The following is an 18,914-nucleotide window of genomic DNA, read 5'->3' on the forward strand; positions in this document are numbered from 1 at the left end:
AGAACCACTTTTTAGTATAGTCACAGAAAAAATGCTTGTTTCCCGGAAAAGTGAAAAAAAATTAAAAAATTTCTGAGAAAAGGAGATAGCATATTGCCAACAGGGCAGCCAGACGGGTACGCAGGTGGCGTAGCGACAGGCTCAGGTTATTTTGTATAGTTTTGGGAGACAGGTCCATGGAAACAGCTATCTCCTTAACAGACAACTCTTTAATATAGTGCTGAATAAAAATATGTCGTTGGGTTTCCGGTAGCGTCCCTATCCAGGCTTCTATCAGGCTAATGAGATCTTTCTGCTTCAACAGCACATCTGCCTCATAGGGAGAATAAAGCAATGTTTCAAACAGATCAAAGAAAGCAGGTATTTTCTGACGGGTAACAAAATTAATGAGCCTGAAACGAACGGCCTGCTCAAGATATGCCGGTAAATGCCGGACATGTAGCTCTTTTCGTCGTTTCCAGATATCCATAAATATATCCTGTATAATTTCTTCGGCCTGCCCGGAGTCGGCCAGCTTGCGACAGGCAGATCTGTAAAGTTGTTGCCAGTAGCGATCATAGATTTCCGCAAAAGCCGTTTCATTACTGCTTTTAAGCAGGTCAATCAGTTGCTCATCGGTATATTCCACATACGGACGCATAGAAGAAATGAAATATGGTTGGCGGCATAAAAATATAATTTTTTCTATTCAGATGCTTAAATATTCACCGCTTTCCCTCCCGCTCCGATGAGGAAGGCATCTTTCAATGCCTCTGAGTAGGTAGGATGTGCATAGCAGATCCTGAACATTTCATCAGCGGTTGTTTCATGTGCCATCCCTACTGCAGCCTGCCCAATGACGTCCGCGGCCCTCGGGCCTATGATATGAACGCCCAGCACTTCATTATAGGCTTCGGCTATCAGTACTTTTACAAAGCCATCGGTGTCCATAGAGGCTCTTGCGCGGGCACTGGCCATATAAGGGAACTTCCCGGAACGGTAAGCAATGCCCGCTGCTTTCAGTTGTTCCTCAGTAGCCCCTACTGAAGCCACTTCCGGCCAGGTATAAACTACGTTGGGAACAAGATTATAATCGATATGCGGCTTTAATCCGGCAATCACCTCTGCCACCAGGGTTCCTTCTTCTTCAGCTTTATGTGCCAGCATGGGCCCTTCAATCACATCTCCGATAGCGTAAATATTCGGAACCGTAGTTTGCAAAACGCTGTTAACAGGGATCTTTCCGTTCTTCGCAGGTACAATGCCCACTGCTTTCAGATTCAAACCATTAGTGTAGGCTCTTCTGCCTACCGCCACCATGCAGTAGTCGGCGCTCAGCTCCGTTTGTTTGCCATCCTGACCGAGGAAGCCCACCACTGCTGCAGTACCGGAATTGGTGGCAGATTGCACCTTGCTGTTCAGCCGGATGTCAATTCCTAATGCAGTCAGCGATTTCTGCAGCGCTTTTCCGAGCTCCCTGTCCATCGTAGGAATGAGCGAATCAGCATATTCGATGATAGTAACATGGGTACCAATGCGGGCATATACAGAGGCCATCTCCACTCCGATCACACCTCCGCCGATAATGATCACAGCCGCGGGTTGTGCTGAAAGCGACAAGCCTTCTGTGGAAGTAATAATTCTTTCTTTATCGATAGTGATACCTGGAAGTGTAGCAGGTTTTGAACCGGTTGCGATCACAAAATAACGCGCGTTAAGGAGTATATCGCCGCCAGATGTGCTAACCTTTAACCGGTGTGCATCCACAAAACTGCCGGTGCCGTGATGTACATCTATCTTATTCTTCTTCATCAGATATACCAGCCCGGATATATTCTGCTTAACTACCTCCTGCTTCCGCTGAATAAACCGGCTGAAGTTGAGCTTCAGCTCATTGATGTCAATTCCATGAGTACCGAACTGTGTTTCCGCTTTATGATAGTGCTCAGAGCTGTCCAGTAAAGCCTTGGCAGGTATGCAGCCAACATTGGTACATGTTCCGCCCAATGTATCATACTTCTCTACAAGTGCCACCTTAAAACCCAGCTGTGCAGCCCGGATGGCACCAACATAACCACCGGGGCCGGATCCGATGACAACCACATCGTAATTAGTAGTTTCCATGATAAGTGATCATTTTTAAGTAGCTGACAGCTACTTCGGAGTAAAGGTAGGGAAATTAATTAAAATATACCGTTCGGTATATTTTAACCATGGATAAAAATCAGTAATTAAAATTTGCAACAACGTATCATTTTTAACAAATTGGACTATATTTGTTGAATGGGGCAGCCAGCATATTCTACTGTACATAAATTGCTATCTTACTTTTTACTCGCCGTCATGTTATTCGTGCAGGCAGTGAAAGTCGGCCATACGCACGCAACAGCAGGATATCATGTCATTTCCGTAAAACCCGCTACCACAACCGGCGATATAATTCCGGTATTGACAGATGGTAATGCCCATCATTGTAATATCTGTGATTATGAACTTACGAAAGATGCTGTGCCGATGCATAGTCTTTCTTTTCTTCCGTTACAGCAGCAGATTGCTGTAAGATATAAATTCCTTCACACCCGGTTTCTTGCCGTTATTCACCAGGCGCAGACTAACAAAGGCCCGCCCGGTGCCCGACCTGTCTAATCTTTCTTCTCTTATTTATTGACCAGCAATTGAAAAATTATGTTGCAGGCTATTGAGCTGACCTGTCGGTTTAGTCAGCATACGGCATTACATGCCTTAAACCTCGAAGTGGGCCGCGGGGAAGTGTTCTGTTTACTGGGGCCTAATGGCGCCGGAAAAACAACTACCATCAACTGTTTCCTGGGCTTCATAACGCCAACCCGCGGAGAAGCACGTGTAAATGATATACCAGTACAGCAACATCATGGGGAAACGAGGCGACATATTGCTTATATCCCTGAAACGGTAATGCTGTATCCTTATCTCAGCGGGCTGGAGAACCTGGAATTCTTTCATGCACTGACCGGCATCGCGTATTCAAAAGACGAGCTGGTGCAAATCCTGCAGGATGCAGGCCTGGCGCCGTCGGCTATTCACCGGCGCGTGCATACTTATTCGAAAGGGATGCGTCAGAAAGTAGGTATTGCTATAGCTGTGGCTAAGAACGCCGGTGCCTTGTTGCTTGATGAGCCAACATCAGGACTGGATCCGGCTGCGAGCAACGAATTTTCTGCGCTGCTACAGCGCTTCAGCCGGGAGGGCAGAGCCGTGCTGATGGCTACGCACGACCTTTACCGCGCCAGAGAAGTAGCTACCCGCATCGGTATCATGAAAGAAGGTCGCCTGCTCAAAGTAATGAATGCAGAAGAAGTAGATCATTACGCGTTGGAGAATATTTACATGGAACATATGACCACAGCTGAATAATCTATGCTTAAAATAATTGTTGCCCGGGAGTGGCAAACCATCTGGCGCAGTAAAACCCTGACCGCCGGATGGCTGTTCCTCCTTATCATGCTTGGAATCGCATTTGCCGGAACACAGCAACAGGTAACCCGGTTAGCGCAGCAGCGAGCCATGGCCGATTCGCTATTCCGTTATCAGTGGACACAACTGAAAGCGGAAAACCCGCACTCCGCTGCACATTTCGGCACTTATATTTACAAGCCGGTAAGTACATTGAGTGTATTTGATAATGGCATTCATCACTTCAGCGGCTATACGCTGCGTGTGGAGGCACATGTGCAACACATGCTGGCTGCAGCCCCTGCCACACCAGCCGATAACTATCTGCGCTTCGGGGAATTCAGCATGGCCACTGTATTGCAGCTGTTCTTTCCATTGCTGATTATCTTTTTCTGCTATAACAGCTATGTGCAGGAAAGAGAACAAGGTACATTAAAAATACTGCTACTACAGGGAGCAGGCAACAGGCTGTTGCTTACCGGTAAAGCACTGTCTGGGTTATTGATCAGCAACGCTATGCTATTGGTATCTCTCGTCATATTCTTCTCTATACTATTCCTGTTCAATAAATTCCATAGCAACACAGATGTAACCGCTGCCTGCCTCCTGATGCTGGCTTACGCAGTGTATGCCAGTATCCTGGTACTTTGCTGCATTATTATTTCCTTTCTTTCCAAAACCGGCAGACAGGCGTTGATTATACTGCTGGGGGCCTGGCTGGCTGGCGCAGTACTCATTCCCCGGATGGCTGCCACAGCCGGCAATATCCTGTATCCGCTTCCCTCCTGGTATGAATTGCAGGAAAGTATCAGCCGTGCAGAAAAATTCGGTATCGATGGCAAGGAACCAAGAGAGCAGCGACAGGAAAAACTAACGGCAGCATGGTTGAAAAAATATCATGTAAAAACGGTAAACGAACTGCCTGTCAACTTTGACGCCATACAGATGCAGGCAGCAGAAGAATATATGCAACAGATCTACGACAGGCATATTGCAGCTATCGATAGCATTATCAGGCATCAGAACAATATCATCGGTTACGCAGCTATACTCAATCCATATCTTGCCATACAACATGTATCCATGGGTCTATCGGGCAGCGATTATCAGCATCATGCACATTTTTTTGCAGCTGCACGCCTGTATCGAAACAATTTCATACGACGGTTGAATGAGCAACTGGCTTATGGTGGCAGTAAAACCGGTGATCACAACTGGAAGGCTGATGCTGCTTTTTTCCGGAAGATGCCGGTTTTCAAATACCGGCCCCCATCCCTGCAAGCGGTGCTGCTGCAGCAATTACCTTACATAGCACTACTCATCGCATGGTTACTGGCCGGTTACCTTTTACTTATAAGACTATCCAGCAATGAATCAGTTATTTAAGCATATACAAACTACCCGCCAACTGTTCTGGTTTGAGTGGCGGTGGCTGACACGCACCGCTATGTTACCGGCGCTGGTAGCCGTTTTCATGGTGATTGGTATCTATGCGGTCATCTGTAGTAAAGGAGCGCTTCAGCAACGCATATCTGCCATCGACAGCCTCCGGCAGGGCCATCATCAGGCCTATACAAAGATGTATGCGCAGCTGATTGCTGATACTGCTACAACGAAGGCCAAAACGGACTATACGCTGGCTGTTGATCCGGCCATTGTGGAATATCGCCTGTACAGTACCGCTTATCATCCGCCGGCAGTGTTCTCGCTGTTCTCCACAGGCATGAGCGATAATATCAGAAATTATTATCCCGTCAGGATCAATGCCGGTTACCTTGCTACTGAAGAGAGGGTGGCCAATCCTTTACTCCTGATGACCGGGAATTTCGATCTCGCATTTATACTGATATACCTGATACCACTGGCCGCTATTGGTTTGTGCTATAATCTGCTATCGCAGGAAAGGGAACAGGGTACGCTGCCGCTGATGATGATACAACGCGGAGATATTACCAGCGCTATGCTGATCAAATTGTTTGTGAGACATGGCCTGTTGTTATCGCTTATTGCATTGGTGACGCTGGCAGGATTATTCCTGGCGCCTGCCGGCATCAGCTGGACATGGAAAGAACTGGCTGCCTGGATATTCATCTGTATTGCCTATACTGCTTTCTGGATGGGGCTCATCTGGTTTATCATTTCCTGGAAACAATCGTCTGCAGGCAATCTTATCACATTGATAGGCATGTGGCTGTTACTACTGATCGTTATTCCGGCGTTACTTCGTTTTACCGGCAACGACTATACGAATATTGATACAGCCGCCGTTAACGCTTCCAGGCAGCGTGAAATTGCCTGGGATACCTGGGATCTTCCGCAGCAACAGCTGCTGGATAGTTTCTACCTCCGCTATCCACAATACCGGAACGAGCAGGCCTACGACACCAGTGAGCGCAGCCTTCGGAGGGTAATGGCTTATTATCATCTTACAGATGTACGGATGGATCGGGAACTGGAACCACAGGAAAAAGCATATCGTCAACAGGTACGGCATGTAGCTGCTGGTTACCTGGTTAACCCTGTCGTATATACGCAGACACTACTCAACAAAATTGCCCGTACTGATGTGACAGACTATGACTATTTCCATCAGCGCATGACCGATTTCCGGCAGCGCTGGAAAACATATTTCTACGATTTCAATTTTAACGACAGGAATTTCGACACCGCGGCCTATGCTACTATTCCTGCGTATTCGCCGGCGTTTGACACCGCGGCAACAGTGATGGTGCGTAATGGTATTGTTTATCTGCTATTGCTCAGCTTTTGCGGACTTACTGCCGGAATAATTGTATTCAGAAAAAAAGTACATCTATAAAATAGTAACGATAATATGAAGAAAAGTTTCCTTATACTCATCTTATTAAATACCCTGTCTGTGGCGAGTATGGCGCAACACCAGGCGGACAGCCTTCGTAAAGCGCATCTCCGGGAAATAGAAATACAGGAGAAGAAAAAGAAACTCAAAGCAGACAGTATTTCTCCCACACTGAGAATAACAGCCCGATCACTGGAAATGCCGCAAAACATTACCGGTGTTAGCCAGGAGCTGATACAGCAACAGGGCGGGCTGGTGATGAAGGATATTGTCAGGAACGCTGCTGGCGTTCACATGGGCTATAATTCATCTCTGTTCGACGCTTCCAATCTTGTTTTCATGCGGGGCTTTCCGGCACCCACCTACGTAAACGGGTTACTTCAGCGTACTACAATCGATGATGCTGCAATTATCGAAAGTGTAGAATTTATCAAAGGGCCGGCTGGCTTCCTCGCTTCCGCAGGGGAGCCGGGCGGCGCGATGAATCTGAATACCAAAGTACCGGCTGCGCGTATTCGCAATATAGAAATAGCCGGTGGCAGCTTTAACTTATGGCGCGGTGCAGCAGATCTGGGCAGTGCCATAAAATCCAAAGGGTTCTCTTACCGGCTGAACGCTGCATACCAGACTGGCGGATCTTTCCTCGACTTTCAGCAAACAAGGAAGTATGTAATCGCACCTGTGGTACAATACAACTTCAGTCCGCGGAGCATGATACTTACCGAATATAATCTCATTCGCATGACCTCCGATGGCGGGAGCGGCGTCACCAAAGTAGGCACAGATGAGGAAATACGAACTGCACGCGTACGGGACAACTATGGCGGAGATCCCGGATTGCCATTATCATACGGAGAAACCCAGTCGATACGGCTGTTATTCAATCATTCCTTTAACGATCGGTGGAAACTGGTGTTACAATCAAAATATACTTCCACTCCTGTAGATAGCTGGTACCTGTTATCCGACAATCAATCTCCCGTAAATTTTAATGCAGGAGATACCACCCGGCGGCAACCGGTGAGAAGCTACTCCAAAGGAGAAGTAGTGGCAGCTCAGGCATATGTAAAGGGGATATTCAATACCGGTAAGCAATTGACGCACTATCTGCTCACAGGGGTAGATTATAATTACGCCAAAGACGTTTACAGTTACGCCACCGGCCGCTATAGCTTTTTCTTCGACCGCCGTCATCCCCGGTATGGACTGAATACAGACAGTGCCAGAGTGCTGGACGAATACCCCGCCTCCAGGGACGAAAATAACTGGTGGTCCGTTTTTGCATACGACATGATACATCTGGGCCCACGGTGGCGCCTAAACGCCGGCGGCCGGTATACGATCAATACACGCACCGGCAAGGATCAACAGAATGCTTTTTCCCCACGCCTGGGCATTACATGGCTGCTGCGCGATAACATCTCCATATATGCCTTATATGACCAGTCTTTTATTCCTCAGAACGGGCAAGACTTTTACAAGAATAATTTCAAGCCGCTGAAAGGTAATGATATTGAAATAGGTGCCAAGGGAGAATGGTGGAACAGGCGTCTTTCTACCAACGTAACTGTTTACCGGATCATCAAAAATAACCTGTTGGTATCGGACATGGAGCATAGCCGTTACAGGCGACAGGTTGGGCAGGCCACCAGTACCGGCATAGAGGCAGATGTAATCGGGCAGGTAAGTAATCGTATATCCGTATCCGTTAATTATGCATACACCCATGCCGTAATCAGTAAGGATACTAAAAAAGAAAATGAAGGCACGGCGTTACCATTCATGCCACAGCAACTGATAAATGCCTGGGTACAATACAGCATCCCGGTAAGCGAAACAGGAAGGATCAGGCTGAGCGCCGGTGAAACTACAGTCGTTAAACCTGGTACCTATACTCCAGGCACTTACCTTCCCGGTTATACGAAGTTTGACGCAGGAGCAGCATACGATGCGGGAAAATGGTATATACGGGTAGTAGCAGATAATATTACGAACAAGCAATACTTTACCAGTGGCGATATTCTTGTTGGTTCCATCTTTCCGGATGTAAAAACCACCTATTATGTAGATGGCGCTCCGGCAAATTTCAAAATATTCCTGGGGATAAAACTATAGCAATGATAAATTAGAGAAAGGCTACATACTGCATTTGTTCACATGCTTTGTTAACTATTAACAGACACGGAAAACCTTTGTCTATGCCAGATTACAGATTGCTTTTTCTCTCAAAAAAACTGCATTATTTTTTTGCAACATTGTTTCATTTTTGTATTTTTATAAGGATTGCAATCCGGGGAAAGCCGAAGCCCTATTCAACTGTAGGCGATCATTTTTTAAATACTATTTTATGAAAGAGAACAATTCAGACAAAATCAAACTGAGTCTCGACGATCTGAAGATCGAAAGTTTTGTTACCAGTATCGACAGTGAGATGAACATGCGCCTGGCAGGTGGTCTGGCCGGTCAGTCACATCCTACGCATACACAGCGTACAGATGATGAGCATCATTTCTGCACTACAGCAATTTGCTGATAACAGTAAGCCATGTGAAAGAAAGGGTGTCTTCCAAAATGGGAGGCACCCTCTTCTTTTACAACAATTGCTCACTGCTTAATTAGAAGTGCCAGTCAGATAAGCGGCGTAATTCACGCTGCCGCTTATTGGCTGTACAGAGTTCGACAAAACAGGGCTTATGCCTGACACCTGGTATTCAAGTTTGCTCAGATCAAATTTGAAAGTGTGTGCACCCGCAGAAAGATTTCCAACGTTTACCATAATAGGGCTAAGAGCACCACCCTGGCACCAGTTCCTCACAGGGTACCTCCAGGTGGAGTAAGGCCCTTTAGCACCATTGGGATTGATACCATCGTAATAAGAAGCCGGCGTGCAAAATATCCGGGTGCTTACACTTGTCTTCTGTACATTGTCAACTGACACTACATTGATACGTGACCTGCCTTCTTCGTTACCGTGGCCGGTAGTAAAAATAGTCAGCATCCCATTGGTTACAGCTTTAGGAAGTGTCACCGTTGCTGTGAATATACCATTGGTAGTGTTGGAAGCGTTGATCACACTTCTTGCAAATTGTGTGGGATTATCAGCAGTACTTCCGGAAGTCACTAATGAAGCATCCAGCTGGAAACCAATGTTATCGCAGAAACTTAAGCCTGCAGCGGTTGGTTCGCCATAATCAACGTTGGCTCCTATCGTAACATATACCCAGGTGTCCTGGTCTGTGCGTCTTAATTGCTGAGCGAGCGCACTGAGATCGTAACTGTTATAGTTAATAGTATTAGGCGTTTGTGATTTCAGGAAATACGGCGTCATGATCCATCCAACCTTTGCCCGCTGATCCAGCAGCGAAGGCAGGCTGTCTTTCGATGTATTTAAAGGTGTATTGAGCACCGCTACTTCAAAGGTTCTGTCCCATCCATCATATTGCGCATACAGTTTTAAATTCAGCGTAACTGTGGAGCCAATTTGTGTTTTCTCTGTAGCTGTTAGTTTTCGTAAATACGTAAAACCATTGAGTTTAACAGCAGCACCAACAGGCGCAACATTTGGATCAGTACAGGAGGTCCATTGGCCGGTGCTGCTACCGGATGAATAAACCCCATAGAATCTGGCGCCATTTAACAAACTAATGGTACCTGCTAGCTCTGTCTGGGGCTTGTCTTTACCTTTTACTACAGGTTCGTTGCTGGTTTGATTTTTACTACAAGAGCTAAGTACAAACAAGGCTATAGTTGCAGCCTGAATTTGCCGGATAAACGGCGCTTTGATGTTCTGGATCATACAAACGGGTTTTTATGGAGTGATAAATATTCACTTACCTACTATGCAAAAGCATTTCCTTCACGGTAAGAGGCATTACCGTACCTGCAGCTACAAGCTGCCAATAACCATAGATATTGGATACTTATCTGTAGTTAAAAACAGGGCATGACTTATCAATAATCATACTCATGGAAACATCAGTTTAATGTAATGAAAATGCGCTCTCTCGTTGTTGTTAAAGTTTGCTTTGCTTATTGCATTCAGAACGTGCACGGATTGGGCTAACGGTTAACGTTAATCGGATTGCTCTCATCTATTAATGCTCATGGCAGGTTCTGTTATGAAGATAATTAAAATAAGAAATGAAGCCAGATAGTTATTTCACAATTATCAATGCTTTTTTACCAGGCCAGATAAACTAAGATATCAGTTGTTCCATATATCCGGAGCCTCCTTTCGCACGATAGTAACCCATCCGCTTTTCAGTAATTCCTTTACCTGGGCCGCTACAAGAGGAAAGATATCAGCTGCTGATTGATCCGGGAAGTGCTTCCTGAGAAGATGTGCGGCTAATTCATTCAGGGTATATGGCTGCTCCGGCAGCAGGAGTATCAGCGCTGTGAGTTTTCCCACCGGCTGACTACTGATACCCGTTTCATGGCTATACCAGAGTGTATGAACAGGATAATCACATAATCGTACATGCGTGCTGGTTATAAATGCATATTGCTGTTGATCGTTACCGGCAGCCAGGAATGCTTCCATTGCTTCATGCATCAGCTCTCTGCGCACCTGGTGGTACAACCAGCCTTTATGCTGCATCCAAAGTGATACGACCTGCTTTTCATTGCTGAAGTGGCTCGTTTCCCCGCTGATTGCGGGGTCTAGTTGTTGTTCTAATTGTTGTTGCAGGGAGATGATATCCGCCGCCCGGAGTATATCAGTCTCCGTAACTGCGCCGCGCTGCATCAGGGCTGGTAATGTATGAGGGTAGTAGCGGTTAAAGATTCTTCTTTTTACGTCGACAATCGTATACGACTGCATAGCAGGTACTCCTCCCTCATAAGATAGAGAAGGGCACAATATAGATACATCTGCCGGCTGGCTAATAGTCCGCAGCATAAAGTACCCCACCCCCGCCAGCCCGGAGAGCAATCCGTAATCGGGATAACTGGTGGTAATACGGCTGTTATAGGTGCCATGTTTTTCGTTATAGCGTATGCCGGCCAGGGCAGTTTGTTGTGCGGCTGTTTGCAATTCAGGAATTTCCAAAGCAAATGCTGCTTCCAAAAAAAACATAGCTATTCCACCCCGGCCACTGCACAGTGTGTAATCCATGCTTTCCGCACTGTTCAGGTCGGCCCTGCATCGGTCAACAGCCTGCCATACATGCTGCAGGTAAGATACATTACCGGTAGCACGGTATGCATACAAACGTGAAATACCTGATCCCGCAGCTCCATGTGCCCAGGCATTTACATTGCTCATCGTTGAGTAGAAACATGGCAATGGCCAATCCATCAGCTGCCAGCCATATTGCTCTTTCAACCGCTGCATTCGTTGTACTCCCACCCGCAAATCCATCCAGTTATTCCTCCGGGCATCATGGTACAACATTTCATATCGCAATGCTTCTTCCCCCAGCCAGATCAGGCCTTCGCTATGAAAACAGCGCCCCACCTGCATGAGTGCGAACCCAATACCAGCGCTTCCATGGGAAAAACAGGTAAGACTATCACACGCATGTTTAACGGGATCCCATTTCAAACCCTGCGGAGCAATACGCGCATTGTCTATGATTTGGTCGGATAAACGTTTCACAAGCGACAAATAGTATTCATTTTTCGTGTATACGTATAAGTGAGACAACAGCAACAGATTACCTGCATGGCCACTCAGCAGATCGTGTTGTATCACGCTTTCGAGAATACCGCTTTCGTAGCTGCGGGTCAGCTCCAGCGCATGTTGCAAATACCACTCCTCCCCCGTCGCCTCATGTAAGCGCATACACAGCCACAATACAGAGGTAGCTCCAGTATAAAACGGATAAAAAACAGGCTGTTGCACGTCGGCATGCTTCAGGAGCCGTGATGCCGCGCGCAACGCAAACGTAAGTATATCAGCTGCCGGTTTATATTGATGTATCTCCAGCAGCAAAAGAATAATGCCGGCATTTCCGTTGAAGAGATCTGTACTCTCCTGAGGCATACCGTCGGCGTCTTCCAGCGGAGTAACCCAATATGGGCCATGTACATCCTCTTTCGCCTGCTGCATCAGCGTTTCAGCAATACCGAATACGGTTGTTTCAATGCGTGCGTTGTCTGTGTTCATAAATATGTTGCATACATTTCAGTGTAAAGCATACCAGGTAAGATTCTTCCGGGTTAGGAATACCAAGCCGGTTATGGGTCATGTGAAGCATGCTGCCTATTACTCCCTGCATTTCATCAGACGTCAATGCGGCAAGCCGGTATTTCTGAAACACACGCTGCTGGCCAGCTGCAAATAATTGTAGCTGCCGCTCCGCCATTCCCGACGTTAGCGCCACCCAAAGCGCTGCTATACCGGGCTCCAGTATCAATGCATACTGACGGTACATGTTTTCCATATGCTTAAACATTGTATTGATATCATTTCCACTTTGCATCCGCGGTAACCACCGGCGGATGAATTGTTCGCAGATATGCTCGACAGTGGCCCTATCTTCCTGCAAAGCATGGAACAGACATACGTGCATATAAACAGCCTGCATAAAAGCCCGGGTATATCCCCATTCTGTTTGTTCGCAGAGCTGCTGCAGTACGCATTGCGACGACAAAAAGAACTGCTCTTCTGCCAGCATAATGGTTTGCTGGTTACCATATCTTTCTGTTTCCGGAACATAGGGTATATAGCGTATCGGCTCCTGCGCGTTACCCGCAGGATGTTGAATAAAAAAATCACTACCGGCCGATTCCAGCCTGGCATGTATTTCCCTATGCTGCTCAACATCAGCCAGCATCCGCAACCGAATATGTGGTCCGCCTTCTCCATATCTTATAAAAAAATAAGGCGAGATGGTATCCAGCAGGCTACTGCTCTGCTGCAAAAAAGGAGCTATCCATTCGCGAAGCAACTGCTCGGGTGAACCGTGGTAAAAAATATAGGCCGACAACCATGTCTTCTTCATACATCAGCATTTATACCAATGCAGCAAATGCTCTGTCACCGGCCTGTTATCCCCTGCGTGCTGCAGATGGGTTATATGAGGAAGCATTTCTTCCATATACACCTGCTTTCCTGCCCGGGAAAGCAGCTTTTTCAGCACCCCAGCCATCAGTGGACTTTCGAAATGGATATACTGTGGCTTATAGTCGTCGCGTTGCAATGTCGTACTTTTCTCCTCCGGCATTGTTTTGTAATGGGTGCGTACAAAGAGATAGATATGTTCCGGGATCCCATGCTCCCTGCGCCAGTACTGCAACCGCAGGAACCATGCTGCATCACTTTCCCCGGGTTGCTGTATGGGCATATCGCCGACGGTTACCAGCCAGCCCATACGCCGCAGCACCAGCCGCTCGTCGCAGGTAATCCGTGGCTTTATGATTACCGGTCCGTTTCTCTGATCAAAGCCAGCCTCATGTTGTTTGTCAATAGCATTCACAAACGATTTTATGGAAACATGTGGCTCCGGGTTGAAGTGAGCCAGGAGCTGGTAGAAATCCGACCGCAGGTAAAACGATTCCAGGCAGAGGTCATATGCATAAATGCGGCGTTTGCCCGGCAGATGCTCCAGGTAGAGTGTTCCGGCCGCTGCATCATACTTTACCACAACGTCTTTCAGCGCTATCTGTTTGTGCGGTGGAAAATTGTTATGCCCGCCGGGCATACAAACTTCATAGCTGAGCAAAGGCGGATGTGTGTTAGCATTGAAGCTGGAGCCGTCGCTTAACTCCATCAGCATATGTGAGAGATGCAGCTTCGCGTTCCATTCATTGAATAATTGCGTAGCAGCAGGATCAAATAAATCCAGAAAACGGCCGGCCACTTTTCCCATCCCCGGCAGCAGGCTATTTAACACCCCGCAGGTAACGGTTGTTCCCTGTTCCTGCATGGTAAAAAGCTGTACAAACATCCCCAGTGAATAACTGTGCTTCGCCGCTGGAGATGGATGATCTTTTATACTCACCGAAACATGATGAAGATCAGAGCAATGGATATCCAGTTTATCGGCAGGTATCATGTATGTCACCTGATCCTGGCTGCTTCCCGGTTGTTCTTTCAGGCGTTTTTTTTCTTTCAGATAATAATGATGATAGAATGCAGTAATTGCTACTTCATTCGCAGGCTGATAATGTTTTAAAAAAAACTGCCGCATGCGCGTTCGTTCCAACTGCATGGTGTCGAGCGGCAAGAGTACGTTCACCAGCCTGTCTGCTGCAACAACAATGGGCTGTACAACGGATTCCGGCAAATCAGGTACCTCAGCAGTACTGGTATCTTCATAAAAAATACCGGCAGGCGAAAACACCCGGTGAACGAAATGCCTTGCTTCAAAAGCACCGGATGCTTTTAGTTTTGCGATCACCTGTTGCGCCTGCTCTTCCGATTGCATGGGCGCATCCTGGATACCAGCTTCCTTCCCCAGCGTTAACAATGTTTCATTTAGTTTCACTGCTGCATCCTGCAACAGCTGATATCTTTTGGAGGGTTCAGCCGCTACATAAACGGATCTTACCTCATGTAAATGTTGGAGCAGTCCGATCAGTGATAGTACCGCCGGCCCGGCCTCCCTATATGGTATCAGCAGCTGCAGCAAATCGGTATCCCAGTCAGGATGAATGCCCGAACAACCCGTTCCGGCTTCAAGAAATCCGGCATCGATCAGTTTCAACAGATAAGCCTTCACCGCAGATCTGTTGGTACCTTCTACCATCGGATGCAATTGGCTGATCAATTCATGTAATGGAACAGGTGAAGGCTGCCCCTGTAAAAATTCGTATAGCCATGCCGTTATACTGCCGGCATCCATCAGCTGGAACGATTCGATGTTAAAACAATTCACAAGGAAGGAAATGCGTTTTTCATGGAGCGTTGTAGTAGGGTTCAGGCTTATCTGCAGCAGCTCGTTCAGGCCAGGATGCTTCAGCATAAGTGATTCCAGGTGAACAAACAGGGAATTATTCAGCCGTACACTGGTTCGTATGTGCGATGGCGTTACTAACTGATACGTATCTACGGTTTTTGCAACCAGGGTAATACCGGTATGGGTAAACGTACTGAACGGCGATGTCTTAAATGCCATGCGCGACAGGTAACGCAGCAGGCTGTGCTCATTTTTTAATTCTTTATGCCTGAAAGCAGCCGGGTGTTGGGCTGTAAAAGCAGGCAACTGTTCGTACAGCACTGAACTCGAAAGCAGCAGTCCGTTGCGAAGTGTTTCGAGGCTACACCATTGCTGTAGTTGTTGACGGTGAACATTTTGTTTGCGTGTAAAATAGTCTTCCCAGGAGGCTATCAGGAAGTTGAGCCTGTTGATCAAACTGATATGATGTTGCAACAACCGGGCGGTTGTCTCATCCGTTAGCCTGATATTGGAAGGATATTTATCATTGAATACATCCCGCTTCAGTTTGATTAGTATCCGCCGGGCCTGATCATCTTCTTCCTGAGAGATGACATCATAAAGCCGCTCACACAGCGCATCTTTACTGGCAGCAATCGCCTGTTGCAACATTTGCCGGAGATAAAGTTGCCGGGCAACGCCGGGCAAACGGATAGCATCAAATTCGCGGTGATGCATGGCGGCATACCGGGTAAATACATATGGGAAAACCTTCAAGTCCATACTTCTTAGTTTAACAGGGTGATCTTATTTACCCAACTCCAGCTGGTTCTTAATAAGATGATAATAAGCGCCACTGGCGGCGGTGAGCTCGTGATGCGTGCCACATTCTGCAACACGGCCGTGATCCATTACAACGATCTGATCGGCATGCTTAACAGTACTGAGCCGGTGTGCTACAATAATCACCGTCTTACCGGGAAAAAATTCATTCAGGTTATCTATGATTGCTCTTTCGTTGTGGGCATCCAGTGAATTAGTTGCTTCATCCAGCAGAATAACAGATGGATTACGATAAATAAGCCGGGCGATGAGCAGCCGCTGTGTTTGTCCTTCGCTCAGGCCATAGCCATCTTTTCCTACTACCGTTTCATAGCCGAATGGCATGGAGAGAAAAAAATCGTGGATACAGGCCATACGGGCGGCTTCATAGAGTCGGCTATAGTTTTTTTCTGCATCTCCCGCGAAGATGTTATTGGCGATGGTATCCATAAAAATATATCCATCTTGCATAACAACACCACAGTGCTGCCGCCATGCGCTGGCTGGCAGATCCTGCAGGGAAGTGTTACCAATCATGATCCGCCCGGATACCGGTGCATAAAAGCGCAGCAACAATTTCAGCAGGGTTGTTTTACCACTGCCGCTCATTCCTACTATGGCGGTGATCTTCCCTGCGGGAATCACCAGCGCCACGTCTTTGAGTACCATCGGGGAATGGCGATGCCCATATTGAAAACTTATATTTTCCAGCCGGATATCCTGTCCGGCCATGGCAGGCAACAGTGGCAGTCTTTCCATGGGTGGGTCTTCATCCGCTTCATTTTGCACTTCAGCCATTCGTTGCAAACTAAACCGCGCATTCTGGGAAACGCGTATAAAATCCGCCAGTTGCAGCACCGGGGCATTCAGCTGGCCGCAGATGAAGGTAATCGCCAGCATAACGCCGAGCGTAATATTTCCGTTTATCACCAGCGTGGCGGCAACACCGGTAATCAATACATTTTTCACTTCGTTAATCAGCGAGCCGGTTCCCTGCATCAATTGGTCCATTCGCAAACTTTCCAGCTTCACGTCAATGGATCGTTCCTGCAGCGATTCCCATTGTGCGCTCTTTATTTGTTCGCTGCCGGTGAGCTTTATTTCCTGCATCGCGGAAAATATCTCCAGCAGCAAATGCTGATTGGCAGCCAGTATTTTAAACCGCTTCTGGTCGAGCGTATGGCGTTTGTCGCGGAAAGAATTTGCCCAGAGGATACTGGCAATAGCGCCGGCCAGGAACAGCAAAAATATCCAGGCGTTATAGTACAATAAAGCTGCGCCCAGTACCAGTATGGTCAATATCGATAATACAAAGCCCACCAGCGATGAGGTAAGGAAATCCTCTATCCGCTGGTTGTCTGTCACCCGTTGCATGTTATCACCGGCATGGCGGTTGTCGAAGAAGCCCATAGGCAACCTCATCAGCTTATGCAGGAATGTTTTCAGCATGCCTATGCTAATGCGTGCTCCTGCTTTATAAAGTAATCTGGCGCGTACAAAGTCCATCACCATACGGCCCAGGAACAACGTCAGTAAGCCTGCACACATCAGCAATACCAGTGGGATGCTTCTTCCGGCAATAGCATTATCCACGATCTTCTGGGTAAGCACGGGCGTCAGCAGCGAACAGGCACTGGCCAGCAGCAGTGTAGTAACAGCAGCGGGTAATGCATGGCGGTGTTGTTTCACGTGAGGGAATAGTGACCACAGCGAAGTGTCATTATCCGGTACATCGGCCTGCTCAAAGAACGTGGCCGTTGGCTCCAGGAAAAGTGCCCTGCCTGTTCCTGATCCGGGCTCCAGCTCCCATGCCGCCACAAAGTCTTTCAGCGGCAGCCTGACCGGCTTATTCAGCGCCGGATCGGCAACATCGGCATATTTCCCATTGATGCCGACGAGTACCACAAAATGCTGTTTCTCCCAGTGCAGAATACAGGGCAACGGGGCTTTTTCTATCAGCACTGTTGCCGGCAGCTCGGCCGACAGGGTCCTGAGCCCCAGCGTTTCCGCTGTGGCAATCAGATCAGCAAAGGTGACACCCTGCCTCGTGAGTTTGCTGATATTACGGAGATATTGTAACGGAAAATCCCTGCCGTGGCTGGCAGCAATCATCTTCAGGCAGGTAGGGCCACAGTCCATGGCATCAGACTGTTTGTAGAAAGGAAAGCGTGTATGCGTGAAATATTTTTGAAACATTGTTGCAATTTTATAATTTCTATTTTGAATTGCCAACAATTTTTTCTGTCAGGCTATTGGGGAGGTGGGAAGGAAGGAAGACGGGCTAATTCGCTTACTTATCCTGATTTTGTTGTATTTTACAGCCATCGGTTTTTACCGGCGCCCTATATTTATAAGGGCATCTGGCAGTAAAATATTAACGGGAAAAATAATAATACAATATTTGATATACGGCGCATAGGATTCAGAAGATAATGCAGAATAACTCAGGATATTTAATTGATTTGTTTAATCAGATTGCAGTGGGGGATGAATCCGCATTTGAGGAATTGTTTCATTTATATGTTCCACAGATACAGCCGGTCATTTCGCGCATTATTAAAGCAGAAGGACCGGAGAAAGATATTATCCAGGAGATATTCCTGGGGATCTGGCTGGGGCGGGAAAAACTTCCTGAAGTTGAGTTGCCGCACAACTGGATCTTTAAGATCGTTTACCACCGCTGTTACACCTGGTTACAACGTCAGGGGGTAAGGAGCAAAGCTGGCCCCGAAGTACTTTCCACTGGCTATTCCAATCTTACTGAAGAAAGTGTTTCTTTTTCTGAAACGACCCTTTTAATAAAAAACGCGATCAGGCAGCTACCTCCGCAGGCCAAGAAGATTTACCTGCTTAGCCGGGAAACCGGATTAAAGATCCCGGAGATTGCCGCTAATCTCGATTTATCGCCCCAAACCGTAAAAAACTCTCTCGTACGCTCGCTGAAGGCCATCCGGGAATATCTGACCAGGCATGGCATTGTGCTTCCCGTGATACTATTATTGGGGGCTACCGTTTTAAATTTTTAACTTTTTTTTTGACGA

General features: G+C 47.2%; 14 protein-coding genes. 7 read left to right on the plus strand and 7 right to left on the minus strand.

Features of this window, described 5'->3' with window-relative positions; genetic code table 11:
• Positions 1 to 61 precede the first annotated feature (61 nt).
• Together UNH61_RS25495 and lpdA are read right to left on the minus strand one after the other, a co-directional pair.
• Positions 62 to 640: a sigma-70 family RNA polymerase sigma factor gene (locus UNH61_RS25495; RefSeq protein WP_326994835.1), complete on the minus strand. Its 579-nt coding sequence runs from the start codon at positions 638 to 640 to the stop codon at positions 62 to 64.
• Positions 641 to 696: 56 nt separating this feature from the next.
• Positions 697 to 2,103: a dihydrolipoyl dehydrogenase gene (gene lpdA, locus UNH61_RS25500; protein ID WP_326994836.1), complete on the minus strand. Its 1,407-nt coding sequence runs from the start codon at positions 2,101 to 2,103 to the stop codon at positions 697 to 699.
• A 219-nt stretch (positions 2,104 to 2,322) separates the two neighbouring features.
• Between lpdA and UNH61_RS25505 the strand changes: the two genes are divergently transcribed.
• From UNH61_RS25505 to UNH61_RS25530, 6 genes are all read left to right on the plus strand, one after another.
• Positions 2,323 to 2,625 (plus strand): hypothetical protein, encoded by a 303-nt coding sequence (locus UNH61_RS25505; protein WP_326994837.1) that lies wholly within the window; start codon positions 2,323 to 2,325, stop codon positions 2,623 to 2,625.
• 39 nt (positions 2,626 to 2,664) lie between these two features.
• Entirely contained in the window at positions 2,665 to 3,372 is a 708-nt protein-coding gene (locus UNH61_RS25510) for an ABC transporter ATP-binding protein (RefSeq protein WP_326994838.1), read from the plus strand.
• Positions 3,373 to 3,375: 3 nt separating this feature from the next.
• Positions 3,376 to 4,797 carry a DUF3526 domain-containing protein gene (locus UNH61_RS25515; RefSeq protein WP_326994839.1) on the plus strand — a complete coding sequence of 474 codons (1,422 nt, stop codon included), beginning with the start codon at positions 3,376 to 3,378 and terminating at the stop codon, positions 4,795 to 4,797.
• Positions 4,781 to 6,229 (plus strand): DUF3526 domain-containing protein, encoded by a 1,449-nt coding sequence (locus tag UNH61_RS25520; protein ID WP_326994840.1) that lies wholly within the window; start codon positions 4,781 to 4,783, stop codon positions 6,227 to 6,229. The genes UNH61_RS25515 and UNH61_RS25520 overlap by 17 nt, the downstream gene beginning before the upstream one ends.
• A 15-nt stretch (positions 6,230 to 6,244) precedes the next feature.
• Positions 6,245 to 8,344, plus strand: a complete 2,100-nt coding sequence (locus tag UNH61_RS25525) for a TonB-dependent siderophore receptor (protein ID WP_326994841.1) — start codon at positions 6,245 to 6,247, stop codon at positions 8,342 to 8,344.
• Between the two features lie 232 nt (positions 8,345 to 8,576).
• Positions 8,577 to 8,762: a pinensin family lanthipeptide gene (locus tag UNH61_RS25530; RefSeq protein ID WP_326994842.1), complete on the plus strand. Its 186-nt coding sequence runs from the start codon at positions 8,577 to 8,579 to the stop codon at positions 8,760 to 8,762.
• A gap of 78 nt (positions 8,763 to 8,840) precedes the next feature.
• Here the strand turns inward: UNH61_RS25530 and UNH61_RS25535 are convergent, their stop codons facing one another.
• The 5 genes from UNH61_RS25535 to UNH61_RS25555 form a co-directional block, all read right to left on the minus strand.
• Positions 8,841 to 10,025: a peptide-N-glycosidase F-related protein gene (locus UNH61_RS25535; RefSeq protein ID WP_326994843.1), complete on the minus strand. Its 1,185-nt coding sequence runs from the start codon at positions 10,023 to 10,025 to the stop codon at positions 8,841 to 8,843.
• 408 nt (positions 10,026 to 10,433) lie between these two features.
• On the minus strand, positions 10,434 to 12,338 hold the full coding sequence (locus UNH61_RS25540; RefSeq protein WP_326994844.1) for a lanthionine synthetase LanC family protein: 1,905 nt from the start codon (positions 12,336 to 12,338) through the stop codon (positions 10,434 to 10,436).
• Positions 12,313 to 13,176, minus strand: coding sequence for a thiopeptide-type bacteriocin biosynthesis protein (locus UNH61_RS25545; protein WP_326994845.1), 864 nt, complete (start codon positions 13,174 to 13,176; stop codon positions 12,313 to 12,315). Before UNH61_RS25545 ends, UNH61_RS25540 begins: the two co-directional genes overlap by 26 nt.
• 3 nt (positions 13,177 to 13,179) lie before the next feature.
• Positions 13,180 to 15,834 (minus strand): lantibiotic dehydratase, encoded by a 2,655-nt coding sequence (locus tag UNH61_RS25550; protein WP_326994846.1) that lies wholly within the window; start codon positions 15,832 to 15,834, stop codon positions 13,180 to 13,182.
• 24 nt (positions 15,835 to 15,858) lie between these two features.
• On the minus strand, positions 15,859 to 18,069 hold the full coding sequence (locus UNH61_RS25555) for a peptidase domain-containing ABC transporter (protein WP_326994848.1): 2,211 nt from the start codon (positions 18,067 to 18,069) through the stop codon (positions 15,859 to 15,861).
• Between the two features lie 266 nt (positions 18,070 to 18,335).
• On the opposite strand from UNH61_RS25555, the gene UNH61_RS25560 reads away from it, so the two are divergent.
• Positions 18,336 to 18,899, plus strand: coding sequence for a sigma-70 family RNA polymerase sigma factor (locus UNH61_RS25560; RefSeq protein ID WP_326994849.1), 564 nt, complete (start codon positions 18,336 to 18,338; stop codon positions 18,897 to 18,899).
• The last annotated feature ends 15 nt before the right edge of the window (positions 18,900 to 18,914 follow it).

It is taken from the genome of Chitinophaga sp. 180180018-3 (genome assembly GCF_037893185.1).
Taxonomy (GTDB): Bacteria; Bacteroidota; Bacteroidia; order Chitinophagales; family Chitinophagaceae; genus Chitinophaga.

Excerpts from the sequence above, each read along its gene's own strand:
- UNH61_RS25495 (WP_326994835.1), bottom strand. The coding sequence starts at position 640 with ATGCGTCCGTATGTGGAATATACCGATGAGCAACTGATTGACCTGCTT.
- lpdA (WP_326994836.1), bottom strand. The coding sequence starts at position 2,103 with ATGGAAACTACTAATTACGATGTGGTTGTCATCGGATCCGGCCCCGGT.
- UNH61_RS25505 (WP_326994837.1), top strand. The coding sequence starts at position 2,323 with ATGTTATTCGTGCAGGCAGTGAAAGTCGGCCATACGCACGCAACAGCA.
- UNH61_RS25510 (WP_326994838.1), top strand. The coding sequence starts at position 2,665 with ATGTTGCAGGCTATTGAGCTGACCTGTCGGTTTAGTCAGCATACGGCA.
- UNH61_RS25515 (WP_326994839.1), top strand. The coding sequence starts at position 3,376 with ATGCTTAAAATAATTGTTGCCCGGGAGTGGCAAACCATCTGGCGCAGT.
- UNH61_RS25520 (WP_326994840.1), top strand. The coding sequence starts at position 4,781 with ATGAATCAGTTATTTAAGCATATACAAACTACCCGCCAACTGTTCTGG.
- UNH61_RS25525 (WP_326994841.1), top strand. The coding sequence starts at position 6,245 with ATGAAGAAAAGTTTCCTTATACTCATCTTATTAAATACCCTGTCTGTG.
- UNH61_RS25530 (WP_326994842.1), top strand. The coding sequence starts at position 8,577 with ATGAAAGAGAACAATTCAGACAAAATCAAACTGAGTCTCGACGATCTG.
- UNH61_RS25535 (WP_326994843.1), bottom strand. The coding sequence starts at position 10,025 with ATGATCCAGAACATCAAAGCGCCGTTTATCCGGCAAATTCAGGCTGCA.
- UNH61_RS25540 (WP_326994844.1), bottom strand. The coding sequence starts at position 12,338 with ATGAACACAGACAACGCACGCATTGAAACAACCGTATTCGGTATTGCT.
- UNH61_RS25545 (WP_326994845.1), bottom strand. The coding sequence starts at position 13,176 with ATGAAGAAGACATGGTTGTCGGCCTATATTTTTTACCACGGTTCACCC.
- UNH61_RS25550 (WP_326994846.1), bottom strand. The coding sequence starts at position 15,834 with ATGGACTTGAAGGTTTTCCCATATGTATTTACCCGGTATGCCGCCATG.
- UNH61_RS25555 (WP_326994848.1), bottom strand. The coding sequence starts at position 18,069 with ATGTTTCAAAAATATTTCACGCATACACGCTTTCCTTTCTACAAACAG.